We start from the raw sequence: 22,564 nt of genomic DNA on the forward strand, positions 1-22,564 counted from the left end.
AGAGAGAAGGACGATGGCTTATATTGAAATGAAACACAGCTACAAGCGTTACCAGGTTGGGGATACGGAGATTGTGGCTAATCGAGATGTGAATTTTGAAATTGAAAAGGGGGAGCTGGTCATTATTCTTGGTGCTTCAGGTGCTGGAAAATCAACCGTTCTCAATCTTTTAGGAGGTATGGATACCAATGATGAGGGGGAGATTTGGATTGATGGTGCCAATATTGCCAACTATAGTTCGCACCAACGAACAAACTATCGTCGTGAAGATGTGGGCTTCGTTTTTCAGTTTTACAATCTAGTCTCCAATCTAACAGCCAAGGAAAACGTGGAGTTGGCCTCAGAAATCGTAGCGGATGCCCTAGATCCAGAGCAAGTGCTCAAAGACGTAGGTCTGGCTCATCGGCTCAATAACTTTCCAGCCCAGCTTTCTGGAGGGGAGCAACAACGAGTTTCCATCGCACGCGCAGTAGCCAAGAATCCTAAAATCCTCCTTTGTGATGAACCGACAGGTGCCTTGGATTACCAGACGGGGAAGCAAGTCTTGAAGATTCTCCAAGACATGTCTCGTCAAAAAGGAGCAACAGTGATTATCGTGACTCATAATAGCGCGCTAGCTCCTATCGCAGATCGGGTGATTCACATGCGTGATGCCACGGTTAAGAGCATGACAATCAATGAACGTCCACAGGATATCGAAACATTGGAGTATTAGCATGAAAAAAACATATCGAAAAGACTTGCTCCAGTCAGTGACGACTTCAAAAGGACGCTTTGTTTCTATCTTGACCTTGATGATGCTGGGTTCTTTAGCTCTAGTAGGGCTCAAAGTGACTAGTCCAAATATGGAACGTACGGCAGGGGATTATCTCCGTAAAGCCAATACCCTGGATCTGGCCGTGATTGCTGATTATGGCTTTGACAAAGAAGACCAGGACGAACTAAAGACCCTTCAAGGAGTAAGTGTTGAGTTTGGTTATATGGCAGACCTAACCGTTGAAAATAGTGAAGAAGCGGTTCGACTTTATTCCAAACCAGAGAGCATTTCAACCTTCCAACTGACAGAAGGGCGACTGCCAGAGGCTGATGGGGAAATTGCCTTGGCTGATTTCTGGAAAGACCGCTATCAGATTGGGCAGACCATTACCTTTACTAAGAAAGAAGAAAAGTCCGTCCTAAAATCCCAAACTTTCACAATTACTGGATTTGTTCAGTCGGGTGAAATTCTTTCTAAAGAAGATTTAGGAAGTGCTAGTAGTGGAAATGGAAGCTTGGCTGGCTATGGAGTGATTTTACCCAGTCAGTTTGACTCAGATGTCTATAGTATCGCGCGTGTGCGCTATGATGATTTAAAAAATCTGGATGCTTTTTCATCAGACTATAAGACCAAACGAACCCAACATCAGGAAGAGTTGCAAGACTTACTTTCCGATAATGGTCAAAAACGATTGGTAAGCATCAAAACAAATGGGCAAAAGAGCCTGGAAGAGGGCAAAGAACAGCTTCAAACAGCTGAGAGTAATTTTCAAAAAGGCAAAAGTCAATTAGAGCAGGCTGAAAGTCGCTTGAAAACGCAAGAAGAACAAGCGACCGCTTTACCAGAACCGCAAAAGAGTCAAATCGAGGGACAGCTGACAAAAGCTAAGGAAGAACTGGCGACAAAAAAAGAAAAACTGGCTCAGACAGAGAGTGATCTAACTAAGGAAAAAGAGAAGCTTGAACAGCGTCAGAAAGAGCTTGATGAACTGGCAGAGCCGAAATACCACGTATACAATCGCCAAACCATGCCAGGTGGTCAAGGCTACCTCATGTACAGCAATGCATCGTCAAGCATTCGTTCAGTCGGGAATATCTTCCCCGTTGTGCTTTATATGGTCGCTGCAATGGTGACCTTTACAACGATGACTCGCTTTGTGGATGAAGAGCGTACCAATGCTGGTATTTTCAAGGCTCTAGGTTACCGGAATCAAGATATTATTGCCAAGTTTGTCCTCTATGGTTTTCTTGCAGGAACTGTGGGAACCGTTTTAGGAACGCTTCTAGGACATCATCTTCTTGCAGGAGTGATTTCAGATGTTATAACTGCTGGGATGGTCGTTGGGAAAAGTCAGGAGTATTTCTACTGGTCTTATAGCCTCCTTGCCCTAGCCTTGAGTTGGGTATCCAGTGTCTTGCCAGCTTATCTGGTGGCGCGAAGGGAGTTGCACGATGAAGCAGCCCAACTCTTACTTCCAAAACCTCCCGTTAAGGGATCAAAGATTTTGCTGGAACGCCTGAGCTTTATTTGGAGTCGTATGAGCTTTACTCATAAGGTTACTGCGCGAAATATCTTTCGTTATAAGCAACGGATGTTGATGACCATTTTTGGAGTTGCAGGTTCAGTTGCTCTCTTATTTGCTGGTCTTGGCATTCAGTCATCTTTGGGAGGAGTTTCCGAGCGCCAATTTGAACAAATCCAGCAATACCAGATGATTGTAGCGGAAAAGAGCAGTTCAACGGAGCAAGAGAAGGCCGATTTAGAAAGTGCCTTGCAAGCGGACCGTATCCATGCTTACCAAAAGATTTACTCTAAATCCATTGAAAAAGATTTTAAAGGAAAAGCAGGGCTTCAAACCATCACCATGATGGTTACTAGTAGAGAAGACTTCAAGACCTTTATCGAATTAGAGGAAAATGGGCGAGAGGTGCAGGTCACTGATGGAGCGGTCGTGAGTCAAAAATTAGCCCAACTAGCAGGTGTTACGATTGGAGACAAGCTGGAGCTTGATGGGAAGGAAATCAAGGTCGCGGCTATTTCTGAAAACTATGTTGGACACTTTGTTTATCTCAACAGAGCGACTTACGAACAAGTCTATGGCACCAGTCCGCAAGGCAATACCTACCTAGTAAAATTAAAAGAGCCAACACCTTCCAATACGGAGAAAGAAGCTGCTATCTTTATGGGAAAGGCAGCTGTTTCTGGGGTCGTCCAAAATGCGACGGCCATCCACCTCTTTGAATCCGTGGCTAGTTCGCTCAATAAAACCATGGCAATCCTTGTCCTTGTTTCCGTTTTACTAGCCATTGTCATTCTCTACAATCTCACCAATATCAATGTCGCAGAACGTATCCGTGAACTTTCGACTATCAAGGTTCTCGGTTTCCATAATAAAGAAGTGACCCTCTATATTTACCGCGAGACTATAGTGCTGTCCCTTGTGGGAATTGCTCTCGGTTTGGTAGCTGGCCACTATTTACATCAATTTTTGATTCAAATGATTTCACCAGCCACCATACTCTTTTATCCTCAGGTCAGCTGGGAAGTCTATGCTCTTCCAATCGTCGCAGTGACTGTGATTTTGACTTTACTAGGTCTCTTTGTCAATCATCACTTGAGAAAAGTAGATATGCTTGAAGCCCTGAAATCAGTAGAGTAATTCACGGTTTTAAACAGTAAATCAGTTGACAAAGTCCCTGCTTCTTGGTAGAATAAGAACTGTCGTAAAGACAAATAACTTCTTCTTGGTTGCAGGCATGCCAACCTGTCACTCGGATGAAGCCAAATAAAAAGGAGAAACATCATGGCAATCTCAAAAGAGAAAAAAAATGAAATCATCGCACAATATGCACGTCACGAAGGTGATACAGGTTCAGTAGAGGTTCAAGTTGCTGTCCTTACTTGGGAAATCAACCACCTTAACGAACACATCAAACAACACAAAAAAGACCACGCTACTTACCGTGGATTGATGAAGAAAATCGGTCGCCGTCGTAACTTGCTTGCATACTTGCGTAAAAACGACGTTAACCGTTACCGTGAGTTAATCAACTCTCTAGGACTTCGTCGCTAATCTTGCGTCTAAAACGTTTCTATACTTCGTTGCCTTCGCCTCGATGTACCATCAGTACAATCTTCGGCTTGTCGCCTAGTCTATAAACGTTTTATCCAGCAAGAATAAAGCTCTCTGATTTCAGAGGGCTTTTTATGTTGTCACCTTACCTCGATATACTCAAGTATAATCTTCGGTTACGGTTCCTAGCACTGTAAGGTAAAATAAACCCGATCATCTCCCTCTGGGGAGATTTTTTTGTTACACTAACATTTTCGTACAATCTTTGGCTCGTCGCCTAGTCTATAAACGTTTTAGCCAGCAAGAATCATGATGCTAAGGGCGTTAAAAATCCGTATGAAAATAGGGAAACGACACAGAGTTCGATGAATACAAGGAGTTTCGTCTTTTTCGCTAGGATTTTAGCCCGAGCTCAAATCAGCTCTCTGATATCAGAGTGCTTTTTCTATATATGTTTCTATCCTTGTTCATCTAATGAAAATATGGTATACTTTTTATGAGAATTTTCTAAATTTTTAAGATTCTATCAAAGGAGGTTTGCATGCTTTCCAAATTTTCTGGAAGCCGACGGGACCTGCAATTCGTGTTACTTTTAGGTGTTCTGCTAGCTGTTTTAGGAATTTCGCTCTTTCTAGCAGTTTCTATGGGATCTGTTGCGATTGATCTAGGAGATACCTATCGGATTATTTTGAGCAGGTTGGGTTTTCCTCTTGAGATAGGAGAGGTTTCCAAGTCCACTCTTGCCATTGTATGGAACATGAGATTCCCCCGAGTATTGTTAGGCTTGATAGTAGGGGCTGGTCTCTCCATGTGTGGTAGTGTGATGCAGTCCACAGTGAACAATCCCATCGCTGAGCCCTATGTCTTAGGCATCTCTGCGGGTGCAACTCTGGGTGCAACCTTGAGCATCATTCTTGGCTTAAAAGTGATGATTAGCCTTGGAGCTTTTCTTGGAGCTATTTTGGCAACAATTGCTGTCCTCATCATTGCCTCTATGCAGGGAAGGATGACGACTTCTAGTCTGATCTTATCAGGAACAGTGGTCAATGCTCTTTTTCTGGCATTTTCCAACTTTATTATCTCAGTTGGTGCTAACGCTGACAGTGTGATGACCATTAAGTTTTGGACCATGGGCTCGCTTGCCGGAACTACCTGGTCTGACTTAGTCCTGCCAACTATAGTAGTAGGATTGGCCTTTCTATTTTTCTCTACCCAGTATCGTGTTTTTAATGCGATGATGATGGGAGATGAGGCTGCTTTAACTTTGGGAATTCCCTTACGCTTCTATTGGTATCTTTATGTGACCATGGTGGCTGTGCTGACAGCTGTCTTAGTGGCAACCTGTGGGATTATTGGATTTGTTGGTCTCATTACTCCTCACTTAGCTCGAGGGTTAGTAGGAACGAATTACAGGAGACTTTTTCCCGTTGCGGCCTTACTGGGTGCCCTCTTTGTTATTTGGGCAGATGTACTCTCTCGTGTCATCATTCCCAATGCTGAGCTTCCAATTGGTATTTTCACAGCCTTAGTAGGTACTCCCTTCTTTATTTACATTGTTGGAGGTAGGCGAAGGGAGGTGAGGACCTGATATGGACTTGATTTGTCAGGATGTCCACTTTGGACTAGGAGAGAAAAAAATCCTCAAAGGAGTTTCTCTTAAAGTTGAGGGGCATCAATTTCATACGATACTAGGGCCAAATGGAAGTGGGAAAACCAGTCTGCTTAAACTCCTCTATCGTCAGGAAAAGGCGAACAAAGGCTTGATAAGCCTAGATGGAAAGCCGCTGGAGCATTGGTCACTCAAAGAAACAGCCAAGCAAATGGCAGTTGTCACCCAGTTTAATCAATTGCAGTTTGATTGTACAGTTGAGGAAATTGTCTTGCTGGGAAGGACTCCCCACCTCTCTTTTTTACAGAAGGAAAAGGAAAGGGATTATGCCATCGTTCAAGATGCTCTCGTCAAGGTGGATATGCTTGAGAAGAAAACTCGTCTCTATTCGTCTCTTTCAGGTGGGGAGAAACAGCGAGTCTTACTAGCCCGCGCCTTGGCGCAAGAACCGACTCTCTTGCTCCTGGACGAACCAACCAATCACCTGGATATCAAGTATCAGCTAGACTTATTGGCCATTGTGAAAAATCTCAAGGTCAATGTTCTAGCTGTCCTGCATGATATTCAACTTGCTTGTCGCTATTCGGATTATCTCTATCTGATGAAAGAGGGAGAAATCCTTTACCAAGGGACTCCAAAGGAGACCATCACCCCAGAGTCATTGCAAACTGTATATGGCGTTCAAAGTCAGGTTACTTGGACCGAGGATCAGCAAGCCATGATTCACTATTTATAAAAATGAAAAGGAAAACAAGATGAAAAAAACACTAAGCATTTTACTCGTAACAGTAGCTACCCTAACCATGGCAGCTTGTGGCAACACTACTACAGAAAAAGCTATCACACAGTCTAGCACAGAAACAAGTCAAAAGGCCAGCACAGAGACGACTTATCCACTAACGGTCAAAACCTATGATGCTAAGGGGAATGAAGTCGAACAAGTCTTTGACAAGGCACCTGAAAAAGTTATCACCAACAATCTTTCAACAACTGAAATCTTGTTAGAGTTAGGCTTGAAGGATAAAATTGCTGGCATGCTCAACCCTGACAATGCTGTGACGGACAAATACAAGGACGCGATTGCGACTATTCCTCAAATTGGCGATAAAAAAACAGTCTCACAAGAGACAGTCCTTTCTTATGAGCCAGATGCGGTGATGGGTCGAAACATGATGTTTTCTGAAAAATCCTTGGGGACAGTTAGCACTTGGAATGAAAATAAAATCCCAGTCTATACACAAAAAGCTTCTCTCTCAACGATTCAGCAAGATTTGGGGAATATTGTAGAAGACGTTAAAAATCTTGGAATGATTTTCAATGTTCAGGACAAGGCTAATGAATACGCAGCCCAATTACAAGCTAAAATTGACGCTGTTAAGAAAGCAAATCCAACAAGCCAAGGTGAAAAGAAAAAGGCTTTGATTATGGTTGCTTATAATGACGAAACCTTTGGTGCATACAAGTCTGCTTTGCAAGAAAGCTTGTTGAATCAACTTGGTTATACAAACGTTGCAACGGGAACATCAGGCTTGACCTTGGAAAATCTCGTGTCAATGGATCCTGAATTGATTATCTATGTAACCAGCGACCGCAATAAAAAGTTGGATGCCAACGCAGTAGAGTTGATGAAGAAAAATGCTGTTTTGGAAAACGTTCCTGCAATTAAGAATCAAAAAATCATGACCATTTCTTACGATGAGTTGATGGACTATGGTCCAGCAGTGATTGATTCCCTTGAGAAAATCAATGACTTTATCAATAAATAATGAGTTTGATTGGGAGGGAATCCAAGTCAATGTCAGCCTTCCTTCGACTTATGATCCCAATCAAACCTATCCAGCGATTCTCTTGAATGATGGAAACTTGGATTTCCTATCATCCCTTTCAGAATCTGTGATTTTAGTGGGCTTGACCTCTAAAAATCGCCTAGACGACTACACTCCATGGAAGGCATCTGCTCTGAGAGAGGGGGCTCCAGATTTTGGCGGTCAGGCAAATGCCTATCATGGTCATTTATTTGGTAGTCTTTTAGAAAAGTTGCAGGCACTTTATCGCCTGGACAAAAATCGCCTTGCCTATGGAGGTTACTCACTAGGTGGTTTGGCGGCAGTATACAGTCTTTGCCATTTTGACAAGGTCTCCTGTGTCTTCTCTATCTGCGGTTCCTTTTGGTTTCCTGATTTTGTGGCTTACTGCAAGGAAGAGACAGTGAAAAATCTAGACTGTTTATTGTATTTACAGAATGGTCAAACAGAAGGAGCACATCATACCAATCGCTTGGCTCAAGCACCAGTTTATGCTGAGCAGATCCATACCAGTCTTCAGAAACACTATCCGACTGGTCAGTTTGTCTTTGATCCCTATGGGCATCATGAGCAAGTGGCTGAGCGCTTTCTAGCCTTTTCCAGTTGGTTGGCAAAGAAATGGGAGATTGAATAAAGTAAGAGAAGAGACAAGGCAAAAATTAAATTTGAGGAGAAAATCCAGTAAAACTTTCCATAATAAAACGCATAATATTGAACTCTTTGAATTTCTTATATTATGCGTTTTTATGATTTTAGAGTTTCTTTGAATGCAGAAAAATACATGTTCTATAATGAAAAGTGACCGGATTGTCATTAGAAAGGAGCAGACGAGACTTATTAAGAATATCATAGGATTGATGAAATGATAGATATTTGTAGAAAATCACACACTTTAATTTCAATCATTTACATATTACTAACACTAGGTATATGTATTTTTGAAGACTGATATTTTCATCATGAATTTATTCGATAAAAGAAAATACTCTTTTATTTCTAAAGAAAGAGGTACAAAATCTTTTTGAGATGATAGAGTAGAATATGAAATTTGCTCTGAATATATTAAAAGAGAAGACCAAGAGGCCCTCTCTCATTGTTAACTATTTTTCTTGTTATAGTTGGCAAAGAATCTAAATGGTGCAAAACTCCTTTCCTCTACCTTCTATATGAAAAGAATCTCTTTAATCTTTTTTCTTAACACCAACAGTCAAACCAGAGGCTACTGCAATTAAGGCAACTCCAAGTACGGATAAATTAGAAGATGCCTTTTCACCAGTTTTGGGTAATTCAGATACTTTATTAGAAAGCGTAGAAGTATGATAAACTGCCTTTGTGCTTCCGATAGGTTTTGGTTTAAGTACGACATGCGCCTCTGTTAAGAAGTCATATTTCTCTGTTACGATGCGGTAAACACGTCCTTCTTGGACAGTCTTAACAACATGATTTGTAAAATCACGATTTAAAAGACTAGAAAATTCTTGATTAATATTAAGATAAAGCCCTTTTGTCCCCTCAACTAAAGGTTTGAAGGTCGATTCTGTGTATCTCATCCCTACAACTGATAGAGAAATATCTGCTGCTTTAAGAGCTTTCAGAGTCTCTTCTACTGTTGGAATGCCTGGAGTACGGAAATCAATACTTTCATCAGTAATTAAGAATGCAAAACGACGATTATTAGAAGCTGTAGACCAATCATAATCTTTTGAGGTTGCAATATGATGTAGAGGGACTGTAGGCTCTTCTGTTCCGCCGTATGTTCGAATAGATCTAAGCGCCTTAATATACTCCTCTACATTCTTAGTGAATTTAGATCCATTAAAATCGAAATATTGAACATTGTCAGCAGCCTCATACGCGATTAAGCCAAGACGAGCATCAACTTTTTTATTAGCCAAATCACGGACAAAGTTCTCGATATTCTGTACAACATTTTGAATAGAAGAATCCATTGAAACTGACTTATCAATAGTAAAGACGATATCTGCAGAACCAGCCGCTTGTTTAGTAATTATTACATCTGCTTCTTTCAAAACTTTTTCAAATGTAGTTTTCTTGATAGTTTGAGTAACATTAGCTACATAGTCATCTGTATTAACGTGATCTGTAACAGTCTTTGTTGATGTAACAGGTGTCTTTTCTCCAACGGCAGTTCCCTTAGCAGCTAAATGAGTTGTTTCAACACTTACAGAAGTCTCTGCTTTGGCAGTTGCTTCTGTACCAGCTGTGTTTTCTTTAGTATCTACCTTGGCGTCCGTTGAAGTAGTAGTTACTTTAACTATATCACCAGGTTGAGCTTTATCAAGTGGTACTACAGAGACATTAACTTTATCTTGAATCTCCTTAACTGTTTCGGAAATTTGTTGATTAGTTTGAGTAGTTTTAGTGGAAAGTTCATTTGAACCTACTTGAGCAAGATCATTAGCAACTTGACTTGGATTCTTTACCTCATCAGCATCAACTTGCCCCATTGCTGTAAAGGTAGACGCTAGAGCAACCGTCAATAAAACAGACTTGCACTTCCCGAATAAAGAATGTTTATGATTCATTATAAAAATCCTCCCCTTTTTTAATAATATGATATCAAAATCAAAGTAATTTGTCAAAAATTTCTATATAGAATGTAGAGTTTTCTTCTGGTTATACAGGGATAAAGATCATAAAAAATGCATAGCATCAAGTGTCCAAAAACATTGATACTATGCATTTTTTATGGAAAGGCTTGCTGGATTTTCTCTTAAAATCGAGTTTTTGTGCAGCAGTTCTCATTGTCTTAACCAAGAGCTTCTCTCTTCTTATCTGGATTCCAGATAAAGCTTGCGACGAAAGTAAAGATAATCGTTAGGATACCAACAAGCACTGCAAGGATGAGGGCAGGGATGCGGACAAACCACCAGAGTGGGTTTGGTTTTTTATCGTTGTGCCATTGTTTGGTTTCTTCATCCAAACGTTGGAATTCTGCTTGGATACGATTTGCAACCATTTCGATCCCCTCATCATTCATTTTCTTAATGTCTGAGATATCGATTGGATTTCCAAAGTTCATATCGACACGTTCACGGCTGACCAAGCCTTTCAAGGTCATGGGACCTGTGTAGGTGACAGGCATAATACGGACCTTGGCCATTTTGGCAATCAAGGCTACGCCACCTTTGACATCGTTTGAGTGACGGCTCCCGCTTGGGAACATGATGAGAGAACGGTCGCTTTTTTTGAGGACGTTGATAGGATACTTGATGGCAGAAGCGCTAGGATTTTCCCGATCGATAGGAAAGGCGCCACACATACGGATCCACCAACCAAAGATGCGGTTGCTAAAAAGCTCTTTTTTGGCCATAAAGATGAACTGTTTTGGCTTGGTCGCAAAGGCCATATATACAGGATCCCACCAGGTACGATGAGGAGCGACGAGGATATAGTTTTCGTCTCTATTAGGGATTTTATCAGTATTGTGATAGTGGACATTGCCATTGATGGACCACAAGATCAGCATAACTAGTCCACGCAAATAAGTATAAAACATGAGATCTCCTTCGATTGTCTTGCTTTTATTATTATACCTTATCAAAAGACTACTGGCAAACTTTTTCAGTTATCAGTGGAGATGTTTTGGATAGGATTAGAATTCTGCTAGAAAAAATGATATGATAGAATTTATGGATAAAAATAAGATAATGGGATTAACCCAAAGAGAAGTCAAGGAAAGACAGGCTCAAGGTTTGGTCAATGACTTTACCGCATCAGCTAGTACCAGTACTTGGCAAATCATCAAACGAAATGTTTTTACACTTTTTAACGCTTTAAACTTTGCTATTGCCCTAGCGCTAGCTTTTGTGCAGGCTTGGAGCAATCTGGCCTTCTTTGCTGTTATCTGCTTTAACGCTTTTTCTGGGATTGTAACCGAGCTACGGGCCAAACACATGGTGGACAAGCTCAATCTCATGACCAAGGAAAAGGTTAAAACCATTCGTGAGGGTCAAGAAGTTGCTCTCAATCCAGAAGAGTTGGTTCTAGGAGATATTATTCGTTTATCTGCGGGAGAGCAGATTCCTAGTGATGCTCTGGTTCTGGAAGGATTTGCGGAAGTCAATGAAGCCATGTTAACGGGGGAGAGTGATTTAGTACAAAAGGAAGTGGATGCCTTGCTCTTGTCAGGGAGTTTCCTAGCCAGTGGCGCAGTTTTGGCTCAAGTTCATCATGTTGGGGCAGAAAACTATGCTTCCAAACTCATGCTGGAAGCCAAGACAGTGAAACCGATCAACTCCCGTATCATGAAATCGCTGGACAAGCTAGCCGGCTTTACGGGGAAGATTATCATTCCCTTTGGTCTAGCTCTCTTGCTAGAAGCCTTGATGTTAAAAGGCTTGCCCCTCAAGTCATCCGTTGTAAATTCATCGACTGCTCTTTTGGGGATGTTGCCTAAGGGAATTGCCCTTTTGACCATTACTTCACTCTTGACTGCGGTGATTAAGCTGGGCTTGAAAAAGGTTTTGGTGCAGGAGATGTACTCTGTCGAGACCTTGGCGCGCGTGGATATGCTCTGTCTGGACAAAACGGGCACCATCACCCAAGGAAAGATGCAGGTGGAGGCGGTTCTTCCTCTGACGGAAACTTATGGTGATGAGGCTATTACTAACATTCTGACCAGCTACATAGCTCATAGTGAGGATAAAAATCCAACAGCCCAAGCCATTCGCCAGCGTTTCCAAGGTCAGGTTTCCTATCCTATGCTTTCGAATCTTCCCTTCTCTAGCGACCGCAAGTGGGGAGCTATGGAATTGGAAGGTCTAGGAACGGTTTTCTTAGGGGCGCCTGAGATGTTGTTGGCCTCTGAAGTCCCTGAAGCCAGAGAGGCCTTGGAGAGAGGGTCACGAGTCTTGGTCTTAGCCCTCAGTCAGGAAAAACTAGACCATCACAAACCACAGAAACCATCTGATATTCAGGCTCTAGCCTTGTTGGAAATCTTGGACCCGATTCGAGAAGGAGCAGCTGAGACACTAGACTATCTTCGTTCCCAGGAAGTGGGCCTCAAGATTATCTCTGGCGACAATCCCGTTACAGTATCCAGCATTGCCCAGAAGGCTGGCTTTGCAGACTATCACAGCTATGTAGATTGTTCAAAAATCACGGATGAGGAATTGATTGCCATGGCTGAAGAGACAGCTATTTTCGGACGTGTTTCCCCTCATCAAAAGAAACTCATCATCCAAACCCTGAAAAAAGCAGGGCATACAACGGCTATGACAGGTGACGGAGTCAATGATATTCTGGCCCTTCGTGAGGCGGATTGTTCTATCGTGATGGCTGAGGGAGATCCTGCGACTCGTCAGATTGCTAATCTGGTTCTGTTGAACTCAGACTTTAATGATGTTCCTGAGATTCTCTTTGAAGGTCGTCGCGTGGTCAATAACATTGCCCACATCGCACCGATTTTCTTGATTAAGACCATCTATTCCTTCTTGCTTGCGGTGATTTGTATTGCTAGTGTTCTTCTGGGACGGTCTGAGTGGATTTTGATTTTCCCTTTCATCCCGATTCAGATTACCATGATCGACCAGTTCGTGGAAGGTTTCCCGCCATTTGTCTTGACTTTTGAGCGAAATATCAAACCTGTTGAGCCAAACTTCCTCAGAAGATCCATGCTTCGTGCCCTACCAAGTGCCCTTATGGTCGTATTTAGTGTCCTTCTTGTGAAAATATTTGGGACAAGTCAAGGTTGGTCTGAGTTAGAAATGTCAACTCTCCTCTATTATCTCCTTGGGTCTATCGGTTTCTTATCCGTATTTAGAGCTTGCATGCCATTCACCCTCTGGCGAGTCCTTTTGATTGTCTGGTCAGTGGGAGGCTTCCTAGCCACAGCTCTCTTCCCAAGGATTCAAAAACTACTTGAAATATCAACCTTAACTGGACAAACGCTGCCTGTTTATGGGGGCATGATGCTGGTCTTTACAGTGATTTTCATTTTGACCAGTCGTTATCAAGCCAGAAAATAAAGAAAAACTGCAATCTGTGGATTGCGGTTTTTTTAGGTGCAAGATTGCTAGCTGAAATATGGTATAATAAAAGGTAGTAGAGTTTTGGAAAGTGAGAGAAGATGATTTCAAAGAGATTAGAAAAGGTAGCTTCCTTTGTACCTCAGGGGGCCATTTTACTAGATGTGGGGAGTGACCATGCTTATCTGCCGATCGACTTGGTTGAAAGAGGACGAATCAAAAGTGCTATTGCAGGTGAGGTGGTAGAAGGTCCCTACCAGTCTGCGGTCAAAAATGTTGAAAGTCACGGTCTAAAGGAGAAAATCCAAGTTCGTTTAGCCAATGGCTTGGCAGCATTTGAGGAGGTAGACCAAGTCTCGGTTATCACCATTGCTGGTATGGGAGGGCGCTTGATCGCTACAATCTTGGAGGAAGGTTTGGACAAGTTAGTAAATGTAGAGCGTTTAATCCTACAGCCTAATAATCGCGAAGACGACTTGCGCATCTGGTTGCAAGACCACGGTTTTCAGATCGTAGCAGAAAGCATCCTAGAAGAAGCTGGAAAGTTCTACGAGATTTTGGTGGTGGAAGCAGGACAAATGAAGCTATCAGCAAGTGATATTCGCTTTGGCCCTTTCTTGTCCAAAGAAGTTAGTCCAGTTTTTGTCCAAAAATGGCAAAAAGAAGCAGCTAAGCTAGAGTTTGCTCTTAACCAAATCCCAGAAAAAAATATAGAAGAACGTCAAGTTCTTGTAGATAAAATTCAAGCCATCAAGGAGGTTCTCCATGCTAGCAAGTGAAGTGATTAACGCATATGAAGCCTTTTGCCCTCAGGAGTTTTCCATGGAGGGAGACAGCCGTGGTCTGCAAATCGGCACTTTGGACAAGGATATACAAAGGGTCATGGTTGCCCTCGATATACGTGAAGAGACGGTGGCAGAGGCCATTGAAAAGGGTGTGGATTTGATTATCGTCAAGCACGCGCCTATCTTTCGTCCTATCAAGGATCTGGTAGCTAGCCGTCCGCAAAATCAGATTTACATCGACCTCATCAAGCATGACATTGCCGTTTATGTCAGTCATACTAATATCGACATTGTAGAGAATGGTCTCAATGACTGGTTCTGCCAGATGCTAGGCATTGAGGAGACGACTTATCTTCAGGAAACAGGTCCAGGACGTGGAATTGGTCGTATTGGGAATATTCCGACTCAGACTTTTGGGGAATTGGCCCAGCATGTCAAACATGTTTTTGGTCTAGATAGTCTTCGAATGGTGCATTATCAAGAGAGTGATTTGCAGAAACCTATTTCAAGAGTGGCCATCTGTGGTGGTAGCGGTCAGTCATTCTATAAGGATGCTTTGGCAAAGGGAGCAGATGTTTATATCACTGGCGATATCTATTACCACACAGCTCAGGATATGTTGTCTGATGGCTTGCTAGCATTGGACCCAGGCCACTATATCGAAATCCTTTTTGTGGAGAAAATCGCTGCGCTCCTTACCCAATGGAAGGCAGAAAAGGATTGGTCTATTGATATCATACCTAGTCAAGCATCGACCAATCCTTTCCACCATATCTAGTTAGAAGGTGAAGACAATGAAAAAAGTTGCCATTATCGGAGCAGGGATTGTGGGGGCAACAGCTGCCTACTACCTCTCGAAAGAAAGCGACCTAGAGGTGACCGTCTTTGACCATGGACAGGGGCAAGCAACCAAGGCTGCAGCAGGAATTATCAGTCCTTGGTTTTCCAAACGCCGCAATAAAGCTTGGTACAAGATGGCGCGCTTGGGGGCTGACTTTTATGTGGATTTGTTGGCTGATATAGAAAAGTCTGGTCAGGAAATTGATTTTTATCAGCGTTCGGGAGTTTTTCTCTTGAAAAAGGATGAATCTAAGTTAGAAGAACTCTATAAACTAGCCCTCCAGCGCAGGGAAGAATCTCCCTTGATAGGCCGGTTAGCCATTTTAGACCAAGCGTCTGCAAATGAATTATTCCCTGGTTTGCAGGAATTCGACCGCCTGCTCTATGCTTCTGGTGGAGCGAGAGTAGATGGCCAACTATTAGTGAATCGTTTGCTAGAAGCCAGTCAGGTCAAGCTGGTCAAAGAAAAAGTGAGTCTGACACCTTTATCATCAGGCTACCAGATTGGCGAAGAGGTGTTTGAGCAGGTTATTTTGGCAACAGGAGCTTGGTTGAGGGACATTTTGGATCCTTTAGGATATGAGGTAGATGTTCGTCCCCAAAAGGGACAACTCCGAGATTATCAACTCTCAGAAGACCTAGAATCATACCCTGTTGTCATGCCAGAAGGGGAGTGGGATTTGATCCCTTTTGCAGGTGGGAAATTGTCCTTAGGCGCTACCCATGAAAATGATATGGGATTTGATTTGACGGTAGATGAAACCTTGCTCCAACAAATGGAGGAGGAAGCCTTACCTCACTATCCAGCCTTAGCTAAAGCGACTTCCAGATCTGAGCGTGTGGGAATCCGTGCTTACACCAGTGATTTCTCGCCTTTCTTTGGTGAAGTCCCCGGCTTAGCAGGTGCCTATGCAGCTAGTGGTCTAGGTTCATCAGGCCTCACAACGGGTCCTATCATTGGTTACCATCTAGCCCAATTGGTCCAAGACAAGGAGTTGACTTTGGACCCAGTAAACTATCCAATTGCAAACTATGTCAAACGAGTAAAAAGTGAATAAAATTTTACTGAAATTTTAGCAGGTAGTTTAGGATGGCAAATGACATTCCCTATCAAAAATGATAAAATAAGAAAAAATAATCCGAGAATCGAGGAAGAAAGATGCAAGAAAAGATTTTGGTAACTGGTGGAGCTGGTTTTATCGGAACCCACACTGTGATTGAGTTGATCCAAGCAGGTCATCAAGTTGTTGTGGTGGATAATCTTGTCAACAGCAATCGTAAAAGTATAGAAGTTGTTGAAAGAATCACAGGAGTTGAGGTGCCTTTCTATGAGGCAGATATCCGTGATACAGATACCCTCAGAGATATTTTCAAGCAGGAAGAACCAACTGGTGTCATTCACTTTGCTGGTTTAAAGGCTGTTGGCGAATCAACACGTATCCCTCTTGCCTACTATGACAACAATATTGCTGGAACTGTCAGCCTTCTAAAAGCCATGGAAGAAAATAACTGTAAAAACATCATCTTCAGTTCTTCGGCGACAGTTTACGGAGACCCTCATACGGTTCCAATCTTAGAAGATTTCCCGCTTTCAGTGACAAACCCTTATGGTCGTACTAAGCTCATGTTAGAGGAAATTTTGACGGATATCTACAAGGCAGACTCAGAATGGAATGTGGTCTTGCTTCGTTATTTTAATCCAATCGGAGCGCATGAAAGTGGAGACTTGGGAGAAAATCCTAACGGAATTCCAAACAATCTCTTGCCTTATGTTTCACAAGTAGCAGTTGGCAAACTAGAGCAAGTGCAAGTATTTGGAGATGATTACGATACTGAAGATGGAACCGGGGTTCGTGACTATATCCACGTTGTAGACCTAGCCAAAGGTCACGTTGCAGCTCTTAAAAAACTCCAAAAAGGTTCAGGTCTTAATATTTATAACCTTGGAACAGGTAAAGGATATTCTGTTCTTGAAATTATCCAAAATATGGAAAAAGCGGTGGGACGTCCTATTCCTTACCGCATCGTAGAACGTCGCCCAGGTGATATCGCTGCCTGCTACTCAGACCCAGCAAAAGCCAAAGCCGAACTTGGATGGGAAGCAGAACTCGATATTACTCAAATGTGTGAAGACGCATGGCGTTGGCAAAGCAAGCATCCAAATGGATTTGAAGACTAAGATGATGATTTCAATCATTGTCCCATGTCTAAACGAAGAGGAAGTACTTCCTCTTTTTTATCAGTCTGTTGAAGCACTCCTTCCAGAATTGGGAGCAGAGATCGAGTATGTCTTTGTGGATGATGGTTCAAGCGATGGCACTTTGGAGCTTTTGAAGGCCTATCGGGTACAAAATCCTGCGGTACATTATATCTCTTTCTCGAGAAATTTTGGGAAAGAAGCGGCTCTGTACGCAGGCTTGCAGCATGCAACTGGAGACTTGGTGGTCGTGATGGATGCAGACCTTCAGGATCCTCCTAGTATGCTAATTGAGATGAAAGCCTTACTAGACCAAAATGCAGACTTGGACTGTGTTGGGACACGGAGAACTAGTCGGGAGGGAGAACCCTTCTTTCGCAGTTTTTGTGCTGACATCTTTTACCGCCTCATGCAAAAAATCAGTCCAGTGGCTCTGCCCTCAGGTGTCCGTGATTTTCGTATGATGAGAAGATCTGTGGTAGATGCTATTTTATCCTTGACCGAGTCCAATCGTTTTTCTAAGGGACTCTTTGCTTGGGTCGGTTTTCGAACATACTACCTAGACTATCCAAATGTCGAAAGACAGGCTGGCAAGACCAGTTGGAGTTTTAGACAGCTCTTTTTCTACTCGATTGAAGGGATTCTCAATTTTTCAGATTTTCCCTTGAGTATAGCCTTTGTAGCTGGACTCCTATCTTGTTTTATTTCTTTTATGATGACTGTTTTTGTAGTGTTTCGGACTCTTATCTTGGGGAATCCGACATCTGGCTGGACCTCTCTGATGGCTGTTATTCTTTTTCTTGGAGGGATTCAACTCCTGACCATTGGGATTTTGGGAAAATATATCAGTAAGATCTATATGGAAACCAAAAAAAGACCACTCTATCTCGTCAAAGAAAAAAGTGATCTTTCTATTTTTGAAGGGAAAAATAACCAGAAAAGACTATAATTTTACCTAGAAATATGCTAAACTAGTAGATATGGGAATAAAGAGAAAAAATCATCAACATTCATTCCCTGTACATTACGATGGATCTTTGAGAAGTGCACGTGTAGGGCACTGTTTGATAGCCTCCAGAACATCGCTGGTCTCAGCGATTTCTCTTTGTAGTTCATCAGGATCATCATAAAAGCGAACGATCCCATTATCATGGTAATCAAAGAGTTCAGAGTAGGTCTGGCAAAGCCCACAGGCGATGCACCGTTCAGGTATAAGTGTGAGTTTCATATTTATATTGTAATAAGAAAATGAAAAAAATACAAGGAGTAAGGTATGGAAAAAAAACCGTGGCAAGAAGATATTTATGACAATAGAGAAGAAGAAACAAGATTAGAGCGTCGTCACCGTAAACAAAAAGGAAAAGGTGTTGTTGCCAATCGTGTCTTGACCATCCTAGCTAGCCTCTTCTTTGTAATCGTTGTAGCGATGGTTGTCGTATTGATTTACCTTTCTACTGGAGGAAGTAACCGCACGGCAGCTTTGAAGGATTTTTATGATTCTTCAGCTCCATCGTCAACCTCTAAAGTGGAAGAGTCTTCTTCCTCTACTAGTAAAGCTCAAGAAACGAAAGAATCAACTCCTTCAGAAAGTAGTTCTGAAGAACACACAGATGGAGAAGGAACGCTTACTGTGCAACCCGGAGAAGGAGAAGCAGCTCTCGCTCAGCGTGCAGGGATTTCCATTGCCCAGCTAGAAGCTCTGAATCCTTCTCATATGTCATCAGGAACTTGGTTTGCCAACCCTGGTGATGTCATCAAGACTAGATAGGAGTCGGAAATGAAGACAATTCAAATTGCTATTGATGGTCCTGCTTCCAGTGGTAAGAGTACAGTCGCAAAGATTATTGCTAAGGATTTTGGTTACACTTATCTTGATACAGGTGCCATGTATCGTGCTGCAACTTATATAGCACTCAAGCACCAGTTGGATGCAGGAAATGTAGACCAACTTCTTGAGCTTCTTAACCAACACCCTATTAGTTTTGGACGTTCGGAAACAGGTGAGCAACTTGTCTTTGTTGGCGATGTTGATATTACTCATCCTATCCGCGAAAATGAAGTGACCAACAAGGTTTCAAGCATTGCTGCCATTCCTGAAGTGCGTGAGAAATTGGTTTCTCTCCAACAGAAAATTGCCCAGCAAGGTGGTATCGTCATGGATGGGCGTGATATCGGGACAGTTGTATTACCACAAGCTGAACTCAAGATTTTCCTAGTTGCTTCTGTTGAAGAAAGAGCAGAGCGCCGTTACAAGGAAAATATCGCCAAAGGGATTGAGACTGACTTGGAAACTTTGAAAGAAGAGATTGCTGCGCGTGACTACAAGGACAGTCATCGTGAAACCTCGCCTCTCAAGCAGGCTGAGGATGCAGTTTACCTCGACACAACTGGGCTAAGCATCCAAGAAGTGGTCGAAAAAATTGAATCAGAAGCAAAAAAATATATGTCCTAGGGACGAGAGGAGCAGGCTAAATGAAGCCTGCTCCTTTTCTCTCTTTTGTGCGCGTTTCAAAACAGTCTTTTTGGGAGAATTTTGATAAAATAGTAGTATCAATAAAAAGGACGGAAGCATGACAAAGAAAATCATAGCCATTTGGGCCCAAGATGAAAAAGGGGTGATTGGGAAGGAAGATCGTCTCCCTTGGCATTTGCCAGCTGAGTTGCAACATTTTAAGGAAACAACTTTAAATCACGCCATCTTGATGGGACGAGTGACCTTTGATGGAATGGGACGTCGTCTGCTTCCCAAACGCCAAACCTTGATTTTGACACGAAACAGTGACGAAGTCGTGGATGGTACGCTCGTGTTTCAAGATGTGAAGTCTGTTTTAGCTTGGTATCAGAGTCAGGACAAGAATCTCTATATCATAGGTGGAAAACAGATTTTTCAGGCTTTTGAGCCCTATTTAGATGAAATCATCGTGACGCAGATTCATGCTCAGGTAGAGGGAGATACCTATTTCCCTGAGGAGTTTGACTTGTCTCGTTTTGAGACAGTCGCAAGCAAATCTTATACCCGAGATGAGAAAAACGACTATGATTTTACCATCGAATACCGAGAAAGAAAGGAAGTCTAATGGAGCGCAGTATATTTGGATTTTTTACAGCTTTTTTGTGTGTGATCTGTATTTTGACTGGAGCACAGGCTTTTCGTAAGAAGCGCTATGGACTATCTGCCTTACTCTGGTTGAATGCTTTTACCAATCTGGTAAACAGTGTCCACGCTTTTTATATGACCTTATTTTAGATAGAATGATAAATTAGAATGGAAGGAAATCATGCCTACAAATAGGAAAAATGATATGATGGTTTATTGCTCATTTTGTGGCAAGAGCCAAGAAGAAGTAAAGAAAATAATCGCTGGGAACAACGCCTTTATCTGTAATGAATGTGTGGAGTTGGCCCAGGAAATCATTCGGGAGGAGTTGGCCGAGGAAGTTTTGGCAGACTTGTCTGAAGTACCAAAACCAATCGAGCTCCTCAATATCTTGAACCACTATGTGATTGGTCAAGATCGTGCCAAACGTGCCTTGGCAGTGGCAGTTTACAACCACTACAAACGCATCAATTTCCATGATACGCGTGAAGAGTCAGAAGATGTGGATTTGCAAAAGTCAAACATCTTGATGATTGGTCCAACTGGTTCAGGGAAAACTTTCTTGGCTCAGACTTTGGCTAAGAGCTTGAACGTGCCTTTCGCTATTGCAGATGCGACAGCTCTGACTGAGGCTGGGTATGTGGGTGAGGACGTGGAAAATATCCTCCTCAAACTCTTGCAGGCTGCTGACTTTAACATCGAACGTGCAGAACGTGGGATTATCTACGTAGATGAAATTGACAAAATTGCCAAGAAGAGCGAGAATGTGTCTATCACACGTGACGTTTCGGGTGAAGGAGTGCAACAAGCCCTTCTCAAGATTATCGAGGGAACTGTAGCTAGCGTGCCACCTCAAGGTGGACGCAAACATCCACAACAAGAGATGATTCAGGTGGATACCAAGAATATCCTCTTTATCGTGGGTGGTGCTTTTGATGGCATCGAAGAAATTGTCAAACAACGTCTGGGAGAAAAAGTCATCGGTTTTGGACAAAACAACAAAGCGATTGACGAAAACAGCTCCTACATGCAAGAAATCATCGCTGAAGACATTCAAAAATTCGGTATTATCCCTGAGTTGATTGGGCGCTTGCCTGTCTTTGCTGCTCTTGAGCAATTGACGGTCGATGACTTGGTTCGCATCTTGAAAGAACCAAGAAATGCTTTGGTCAAACAATACCAAACCTTGCTTTCTTATGATGACGTTGAATTGGAATTTGACGACGAAGCCCTACAAGAGATTGCTAATAAAGCTATCGAACGTAAAACTGGTGCGCGTGGTCTTCGCTCAATCATCGAAGAAACCATGCTAGACGTTATGTTTGAAGTGCCAAGTCAAGAAAATGTGAAATTGGTTCGCATCACAAAAGAAGCTGTCGATGGAACGGATAAACCAATCCTAGAAACAGCCTAGAGGTGATTATGGAAATCAATACGCACAATGCTGAAATCTTGCTCAGTGCGGCAAAAAAGTCCCACTATCCGCAGGATGACCTGCCGGAGATTGCTCTAGCAGGGCGTTCAAATGTTGGCAAGTCTAGCTTTATCAACACCATGCTGAATCGCAAGAATCTTGCTCGTACATCGGGGAAACCTGGAAAAACCCAGCTACTCAACTTCTTTAACATTGATGACAAGATGCGCTTTGTGGATGTACCAGGTTACGGCTATGCCCGCGTTTCCAAAAAGGAGCGTGAAAAGTGGGGGCGCATGATTGAGGAGTATTTGACCACTCGGGAAAATCTCCGTGCCGTGGTCAGTCTGGTGGATCTCCGCCACGACCCGTCAGCAGATGATGTGCAGATGTACGAATTTCTTAAGTATTATGAGATTCCGGTTATCATCGTTGCGACCAAGGCGGACAAGATTCCTCGTGGTAAGTGGAACAAGCACGAATCAGCAATCAAAAAGAAATTAAACTTTGACCCAAGTGACGACTTCATCCTCTTTTCATCTGTCAGCAAGGCAGGGATGGATCAGGCTTGGGATGCAATATTAGAAAAATTGTGAGGGAAAGAAATGGCAAAAACAATTCATACAGACAAAGCTCCAAAAGCAATCGGCCCCTATGTTCAAGGGAAAATCGTTGGCAATCTTTTGTTTGCGAGCGGTCAAGTTCCTCTTTCACCTGAAACTGGAGAAATTGTAGGAGAAACTATACAAGAACAGACAGAACAAGTTTTGAAAAATATCGGTGCTATTTTGGCAGAAGCAGGAACAGACTTTGACCATGTTGTCAAAACCACTTGCTTCTTGAGTGATATGAATGACTTTGTTCCTTTTAACGAGGTTTACCAAACTGCCTTTAAAGAGGAATTTCCAGCTCGTTCAGCTGTAGAGGTTGCACGTCTTCCTCGTGATGTAAAAGTCGAAATTGAAGTGATCGCAGAGATTGGATAAGCTAGTTGAAG

General features: G+C 42.5%; 22 protein-coding genes. 19 read left to right on the forward strand and 3 right to left on the reverse strand.

Going from position 1 to position 22,564, the window contains the following annotated elements:
- The first annotated feature begins 13 nt into the window (after positions 1-13).
- The 7 genes from B7708_RS07550 to B7708_RS07580 all read left to right on the forward strand — a co-directional run bounded on the left by B7708_RS07550 (position 14) and on the right by B7708_RS07580 (position 7,878).
- Complete coding sequence (locus B7708_RS07550; protein WP_084974876.1) at positions 14-715, forward strand: ABC transporter ATP-binding protein; 702 nt, start codon at positions 14-16, stop codon at positions 713-715.
- Complete coding sequence (locus tag B7708_RS07555; RefSeq protein WP_193431749.1) at positions 711-3,416, forward strand: FtsX-like permease family protein; 2,706 nt, start codon at positions 711-713, stop codon at positions 3,414-3,416. The genes B7708_RS07550 and B7708_RS07555 overlap by 5 nt, the downstream gene beginning before the upstream one ends.
- A gap of 144 nt (positions 3,417-3,560) precedes the next feature.
- Complete coding sequence (gene rpsO / locus B7708_RS07560) at positions 3,561-3,830, forward strand: 30S ribosomal protein S15 (protein ID WP_001018251.1); 270 nt, start codon at positions 3,561-3,563, stop codon at positions 3,828-3,830.
- A gap of 541 nt (positions 3,831-4,371) precedes the next feature.
- On the forward strand, positions 4,372-5,418 hold the full coding sequence (locus B7708_RS07565) for a FecCD family ABC transporter permease (protein ID WP_084974880.1): 1,047 nt from the start codon (positions 4,372-4,374) through the stop codon (positions 5,416-5,418).
- 1 nt (position 5,419) lies between these two features.
- A complete protein-coding gene (locus B7708_RS07570; RefSeq protein WP_044020437.1) occupies positions 5,420-6,175 on the forward strand; it encodes an ABC transporter ATP-binding protein in 756 nt (251 codons plus the stop codon).
- Positions 6,176-6,194: 19 nt separating this feature from the next.
- Entirely contained in the window at positions 6,195-7,205 is a 1,011-nt protein-coding gene (locus B7708_RS07575; RefSeq protein ID WP_084974882.1) for an ABC transporter substrate-binding protein, read from the forward strand.
- Complete coding sequence (locus tag B7708_RS07580; RefSeq protein WP_084974883.1) at positions 7,186-7,878, forward strand: alpha/beta hydrolase-fold protein; 693 nt, start codon at positions 7,186-7,188, stop codon at positions 7,876-7,878. The genes B7708_RS07575 and B7708_RS07580 overlap by 20 nt, the downstream gene beginning before the upstream one ends.
- A 547-nt stretch (positions 7,879-8,425) precedes the next feature.
- Here B7708_RS07580 and B7708_RS07585 read toward each other — a convergent pair.
- Together B7708_RS07585 and B7708_RS07590 are read right to left on the reverse strand one after the other, a co-directional pair.
- A complete protein-coding gene (locus B7708_RS07585; protein WP_084974885.1) occupies positions 8,426-9,790 on the reverse strand; it encodes an LPXTG cell wall anchor domain-containing protein in 1,365 nt (454 codons plus the stop codon).
- 224 nt (positions 9,791-10,014) lie between these two features.
- Complete coding sequence (locus tag B7708_RS07590) at positions 10,015-10,764, reverse strand: lysophospholipid acyltransferase family protein (protein ID WP_084974887.1); 750 nt, start codon at positions 10,762-10,764, stop codon at positions 10,015-10,017.
- A 133-nt stretch (positions 10,765-10,897) separates the two neighbouring features.
- Here B7708_RS07590 and B7708_RS07595 point away from each other — a divergent pair, with 133 nt between their 5' ends.
- The 6 genes from B7708_RS07595 (at position 10,898) to B7708_RS07620 (ending at position 18,005) form a co-directional block, all read left to right on the forward strand.
- Positions 10,898-13,234: a cation-translocating P-type ATPase gene (locus B7708_RS07595; protein WP_084975484.1), complete on the forward strand. Its 2,337-nt coding sequence runs from the start codon at positions 10,898-10,900 to the stop codon at positions 13,232-13,234.
- Between the two features lie 101 nt (positions 13,235-13,335).
- Positions 13,336-14,013 (forward strand): tRNA (adenine(22)-N(1))-methyltransferase, encoded by a 678-nt coding sequence (locus tag B7708_RS07600; protein ID WP_084974889.1) that lies wholly within the window; start codon positions 13,336-13,338, stop codon positions 14,011-14,013.
- Entirely contained in the window at positions 14,000-14,797 is a 798-nt protein-coding gene (locus B7708_RS07605) for a Nif3-like dinuclear metal center hexameric protein (protein ID WP_084974891.1), read from the forward strand. The genes B7708_RS07600 and B7708_RS07605 overlap by 14 nt, the downstream gene beginning before the upstream one ends.
- Positions 14,798-14,813: 16 nt before the next feature.
- A complete protein-coding gene (locus B7708_RS07610; protein ID WP_084974893.1) occupies positions 14,814-15,917 on the forward strand; it encodes an NAD(P)/FAD-dependent oxidoreductase in 1,104 nt (367 codons plus the stop codon).
- 101 nt (positions 15,918-16,018) lie between these two features.
- Positions 16,019-17,038 carry a UDP-glucose 4-epimerase GalE gene (galE, locus tag B7708_RS07615; protein ID WP_001156517.1) on the forward strand — a complete coding sequence of 340 codons (1,020 nt, stop codon included), beginning with the start codon at positions 16,019-16,021 and terminating at the stop codon, positions 17,036-17,038.
- The gene (locus B7708_RS07620; RefSeq protein ID WP_084974895.1) at positions 17,022-18,005 is read left to right on the forward strand and encodes a glycosyltransferase family 2 protein; all 984 of its coding nucleotides are present in this window, start codon (positions 17,022-17,024) and stop codon (positions 18,003-18,005) included. The genes galE and B7708_RS07620 overlap by 17 nt, the downstream gene beginning before the upstream one ends.
- A gap of 75 nt (positions 18,006-18,080) precedes the next feature.
- On the opposite strand, the gene B7708_RS07625 is transcribed toward B7708_RS07620, so the two are convergent.
- The gene (locus tag B7708_RS07625) at positions 18,081-18,284 is read right to left on the reverse strand and encodes a ferredoxin (protein WP_080566872.1); all 204 of its coding nucleotides are present in this window, start codon (positions 18,282-18,284) and stop codon (positions 18,081-18,083) included.
- 45 nt (positions 18,285-18,329) lie between these two features.
- Here B7708_RS07625 and B7708_RS07630 point away from each other — a divergent pair, with 45 nt between their 5' ends.
- The 6 genes from B7708_RS07630 (at position 18,330) to B7708_RS07655 (ending at position 22,553) form a co-directional block, all read left to right on the forward strand.
- The gene (locus B7708_RS07630; RefSeq protein ID WP_084974896.1) at positions 18,330-18,824 is read left to right on the forward strand and encodes an SAG1386/EF1546 family surface-associated protein; all 495 of its coding nucleotides are present in this window, start codon (positions 18,330-18,332) and stop codon (positions 18,822-18,824) included.
- Positions 18,825-18,833: 9 nt separating this feature from the next.
- Positions 18,834-19,508 (forward strand): (d)CMP kinase, encoded by a 675-nt coding sequence (gene cmk / locus B7708_RS07635; RefSeq protein ID WP_084974898.1) that lies wholly within the window; start codon positions 18,834-18,836, stop codon positions 19,506-19,508.
- A gap of 118 nt (positions 19,509-19,626) precedes the next feature.
- Positions 19,627-20,133, forward strand: coding sequence for a dihydrofolate reductase (locus tag B7708_RS07640; RefSeq protein WP_084974901.1), 507 nt, complete (start codon positions 19,627-19,629; stop codon positions 20,131-20,133).
- A gap of 201 nt (positions 20,134-20,334) precedes the next feature.
- A complete protein-coding gene (clpX, locus tag B7708_RS07645) occupies positions 20,335-21,567 on the forward strand; it encodes an ATP-dependent Clp protease ATP-binding subunit ClpX (RefSeq protein WP_004240351.1) in 1,233 nt (410 codons plus the stop codon).
- 8 nt (positions 21,568-21,575) lie between these two features.
- Entirely contained in the window at positions 21,576-22,163 is a 588-nt protein-coding gene (gene yihA, locus B7708_RS07650) for a ribosome biogenesis GTP-binding protein YihA/YsxC (protein WP_084974903.1), read from the forward strand.
- 9 nt (positions 22,164-22,172) lie between these two features.
- Complete coding sequence (locus B7708_RS07655) at positions 22,173-22,553, forward strand: RidA family protein (RefSeq protein WP_001140420.1); 381 nt, start codon at positions 22,173-22,175, stop codon at positions 22,551-22,553.
- The last annotated feature ends 11 nt before the right edge of the window (positions 22,554-22,564 follow it).

This window comes from Streptococcus oralis subsp. dentisani (assembly GCF_002096615.1).
GTDB classification, from domain to species: Bacteria; Bacillota; Bacilli; order Lactobacillales; family Streptococcaceae; genus Streptococcus; species Streptococcus oralis_U.

Excerpts from the sequence above, each read along its gene's own strand:
- B7708_RS07550 (WP_084974876.1), top strand. The coding sequence starts at position 14 with ATGGCTTATATTGAAATGAAACACAGCTACAAGCGTTACCAGGTTGGG.
- rpsO (WP_001018251.1), top strand. The coding sequence starts at position 3,561 with ATGGCAATCTCAAAAGAGAAAAAAAATGAAATCATCGCACAATATGCA.
- B7708_RS07565 (WP_084974880.1), top strand. The coding sequence starts at position 4,372 with ATGCTTTCCAAATTTTCTGGAAGCCGACGGGACCTGCAATTCGTGTTA.
- B7708_RS07570 (WP_044020437.1), top strand. The coding sequence starts at position 5,420 with ATGGACTTGATTTGTCAGGATGTCCACTTTGGACTAGGAGAGAAAAAA.
- B7708_RS07575 (WP_084974882.1), top strand. The coding sequence starts at position 6,195 with ATGAAAAAAACACTAAGCATTTTACTCGTAACAGTAGCTACCCTAACC.
- B7708_RS07580 (WP_084974883.1), top strand. The coding sequence starts at position 7,186 with ATGACTTTATCAATAAATAATGAGTTTGATTGGGAGGGAATCCAAGTC.
- B7708_RS07585 (WP_084974885.1), bottom strand. The coding sequence starts at position 9,790 with ATGAATCATAAACATTCTTTATTCGGGAAGTGCAAGTCTGTTTTATTG.
- B7708_RS07590 (WP_084974887.1), bottom strand. The coding sequence starts at position 10,764 with ATGTTTTATACTTATTTGCGTGGACTAGTTATGCTGATCTTGTGGTCC.
- B7708_RS07595 (WP_084975484.1), top strand. The coding sequence starts at position 10,898 with ATGGATAAAAATAAGATAATGGGATTAACCCAAAGAGAAGTCAAGGAA.
- B7708_RS07600 (WP_084974889.1), top strand. The coding sequence starts at position 13,336 with ATGATTTCAAAGAGATTAGAAAAGGTAGCTTCCTTTGTACCTCAGGGG.
- B7708_RS07605 (WP_084974891.1), top strand. The coding sequence starts at position 14,000 with ATGCTAGCAAGTGAAGTGATTAACGCATATGAAGCCTTTTGCCCTCAG.
- B7708_RS07610 (WP_084974893.1), top strand. The coding sequence starts at position 14,814 with ATGAAAAAAGTTGCCATTATCGGAGCAGGGATTGTGGGGGCAACAGCT.
- galE (WP_001156517.1), top strand. The coding sequence starts at position 16,019 with ATGCAAGAAAAGATTTTGGTAACTGGTGGAGCTGGTTTTATCGGAACC.
- B7708_RS07620 (WP_084974895.1), top strand. The coding sequence starts at position 17,022 with ATGGATTTGAAGACTAAGATGATGATTTCAATCATTGTCCCATGTCTA.
- B7708_RS07625 (WP_080566872.1), bottom strand. The coding sequence starts at position 18,284 with ATGAAACTCACACTTATACCTGAACGGTGCATCGCCTGTGGGCTTTGC.
- B7708_RS07630 (WP_084974896.1), top strand. The coding sequence starts at position 18,330 with ATGGAAAAAAAACCGTGGCAAGAAGATATTTATGACAATAGAGAAGAA.
- cmk (WP_084974898.1), top strand. The coding sequence starts at position 18,834 with ATGAAGACAATTCAAATTGCTATTGATGGTCCTGCTTCCAGTGGTAAG.
- B7708_RS07640 (WP_084974901.1), top strand. The coding sequence starts at position 19,627 with ATGACAAAGAAAATCATAGCCATTTGGGCCCAAGATGAAAAAGGGGTG.
- clpX (WP_004240351.1), top strand. The coding sequence starts at position 20,335 with ATGCCTACAAATAGGAAAAATGATATGATGGTTTATTGCTCATTTTGT.
- yihA (WP_084974903.1), top strand. The coding sequence starts at position 21,576 with ATGGAAATCAATACGCACAATGCTGAAATCTTGCTCAGTGCGGCAAAA.
- B7708_RS07655 (WP_001140420.1), top strand. The coding sequence starts at position 22,173 with ATGGCAAAAACAATTCATACAGACAAAGCTCCAAAAGCAATCGGCCCC.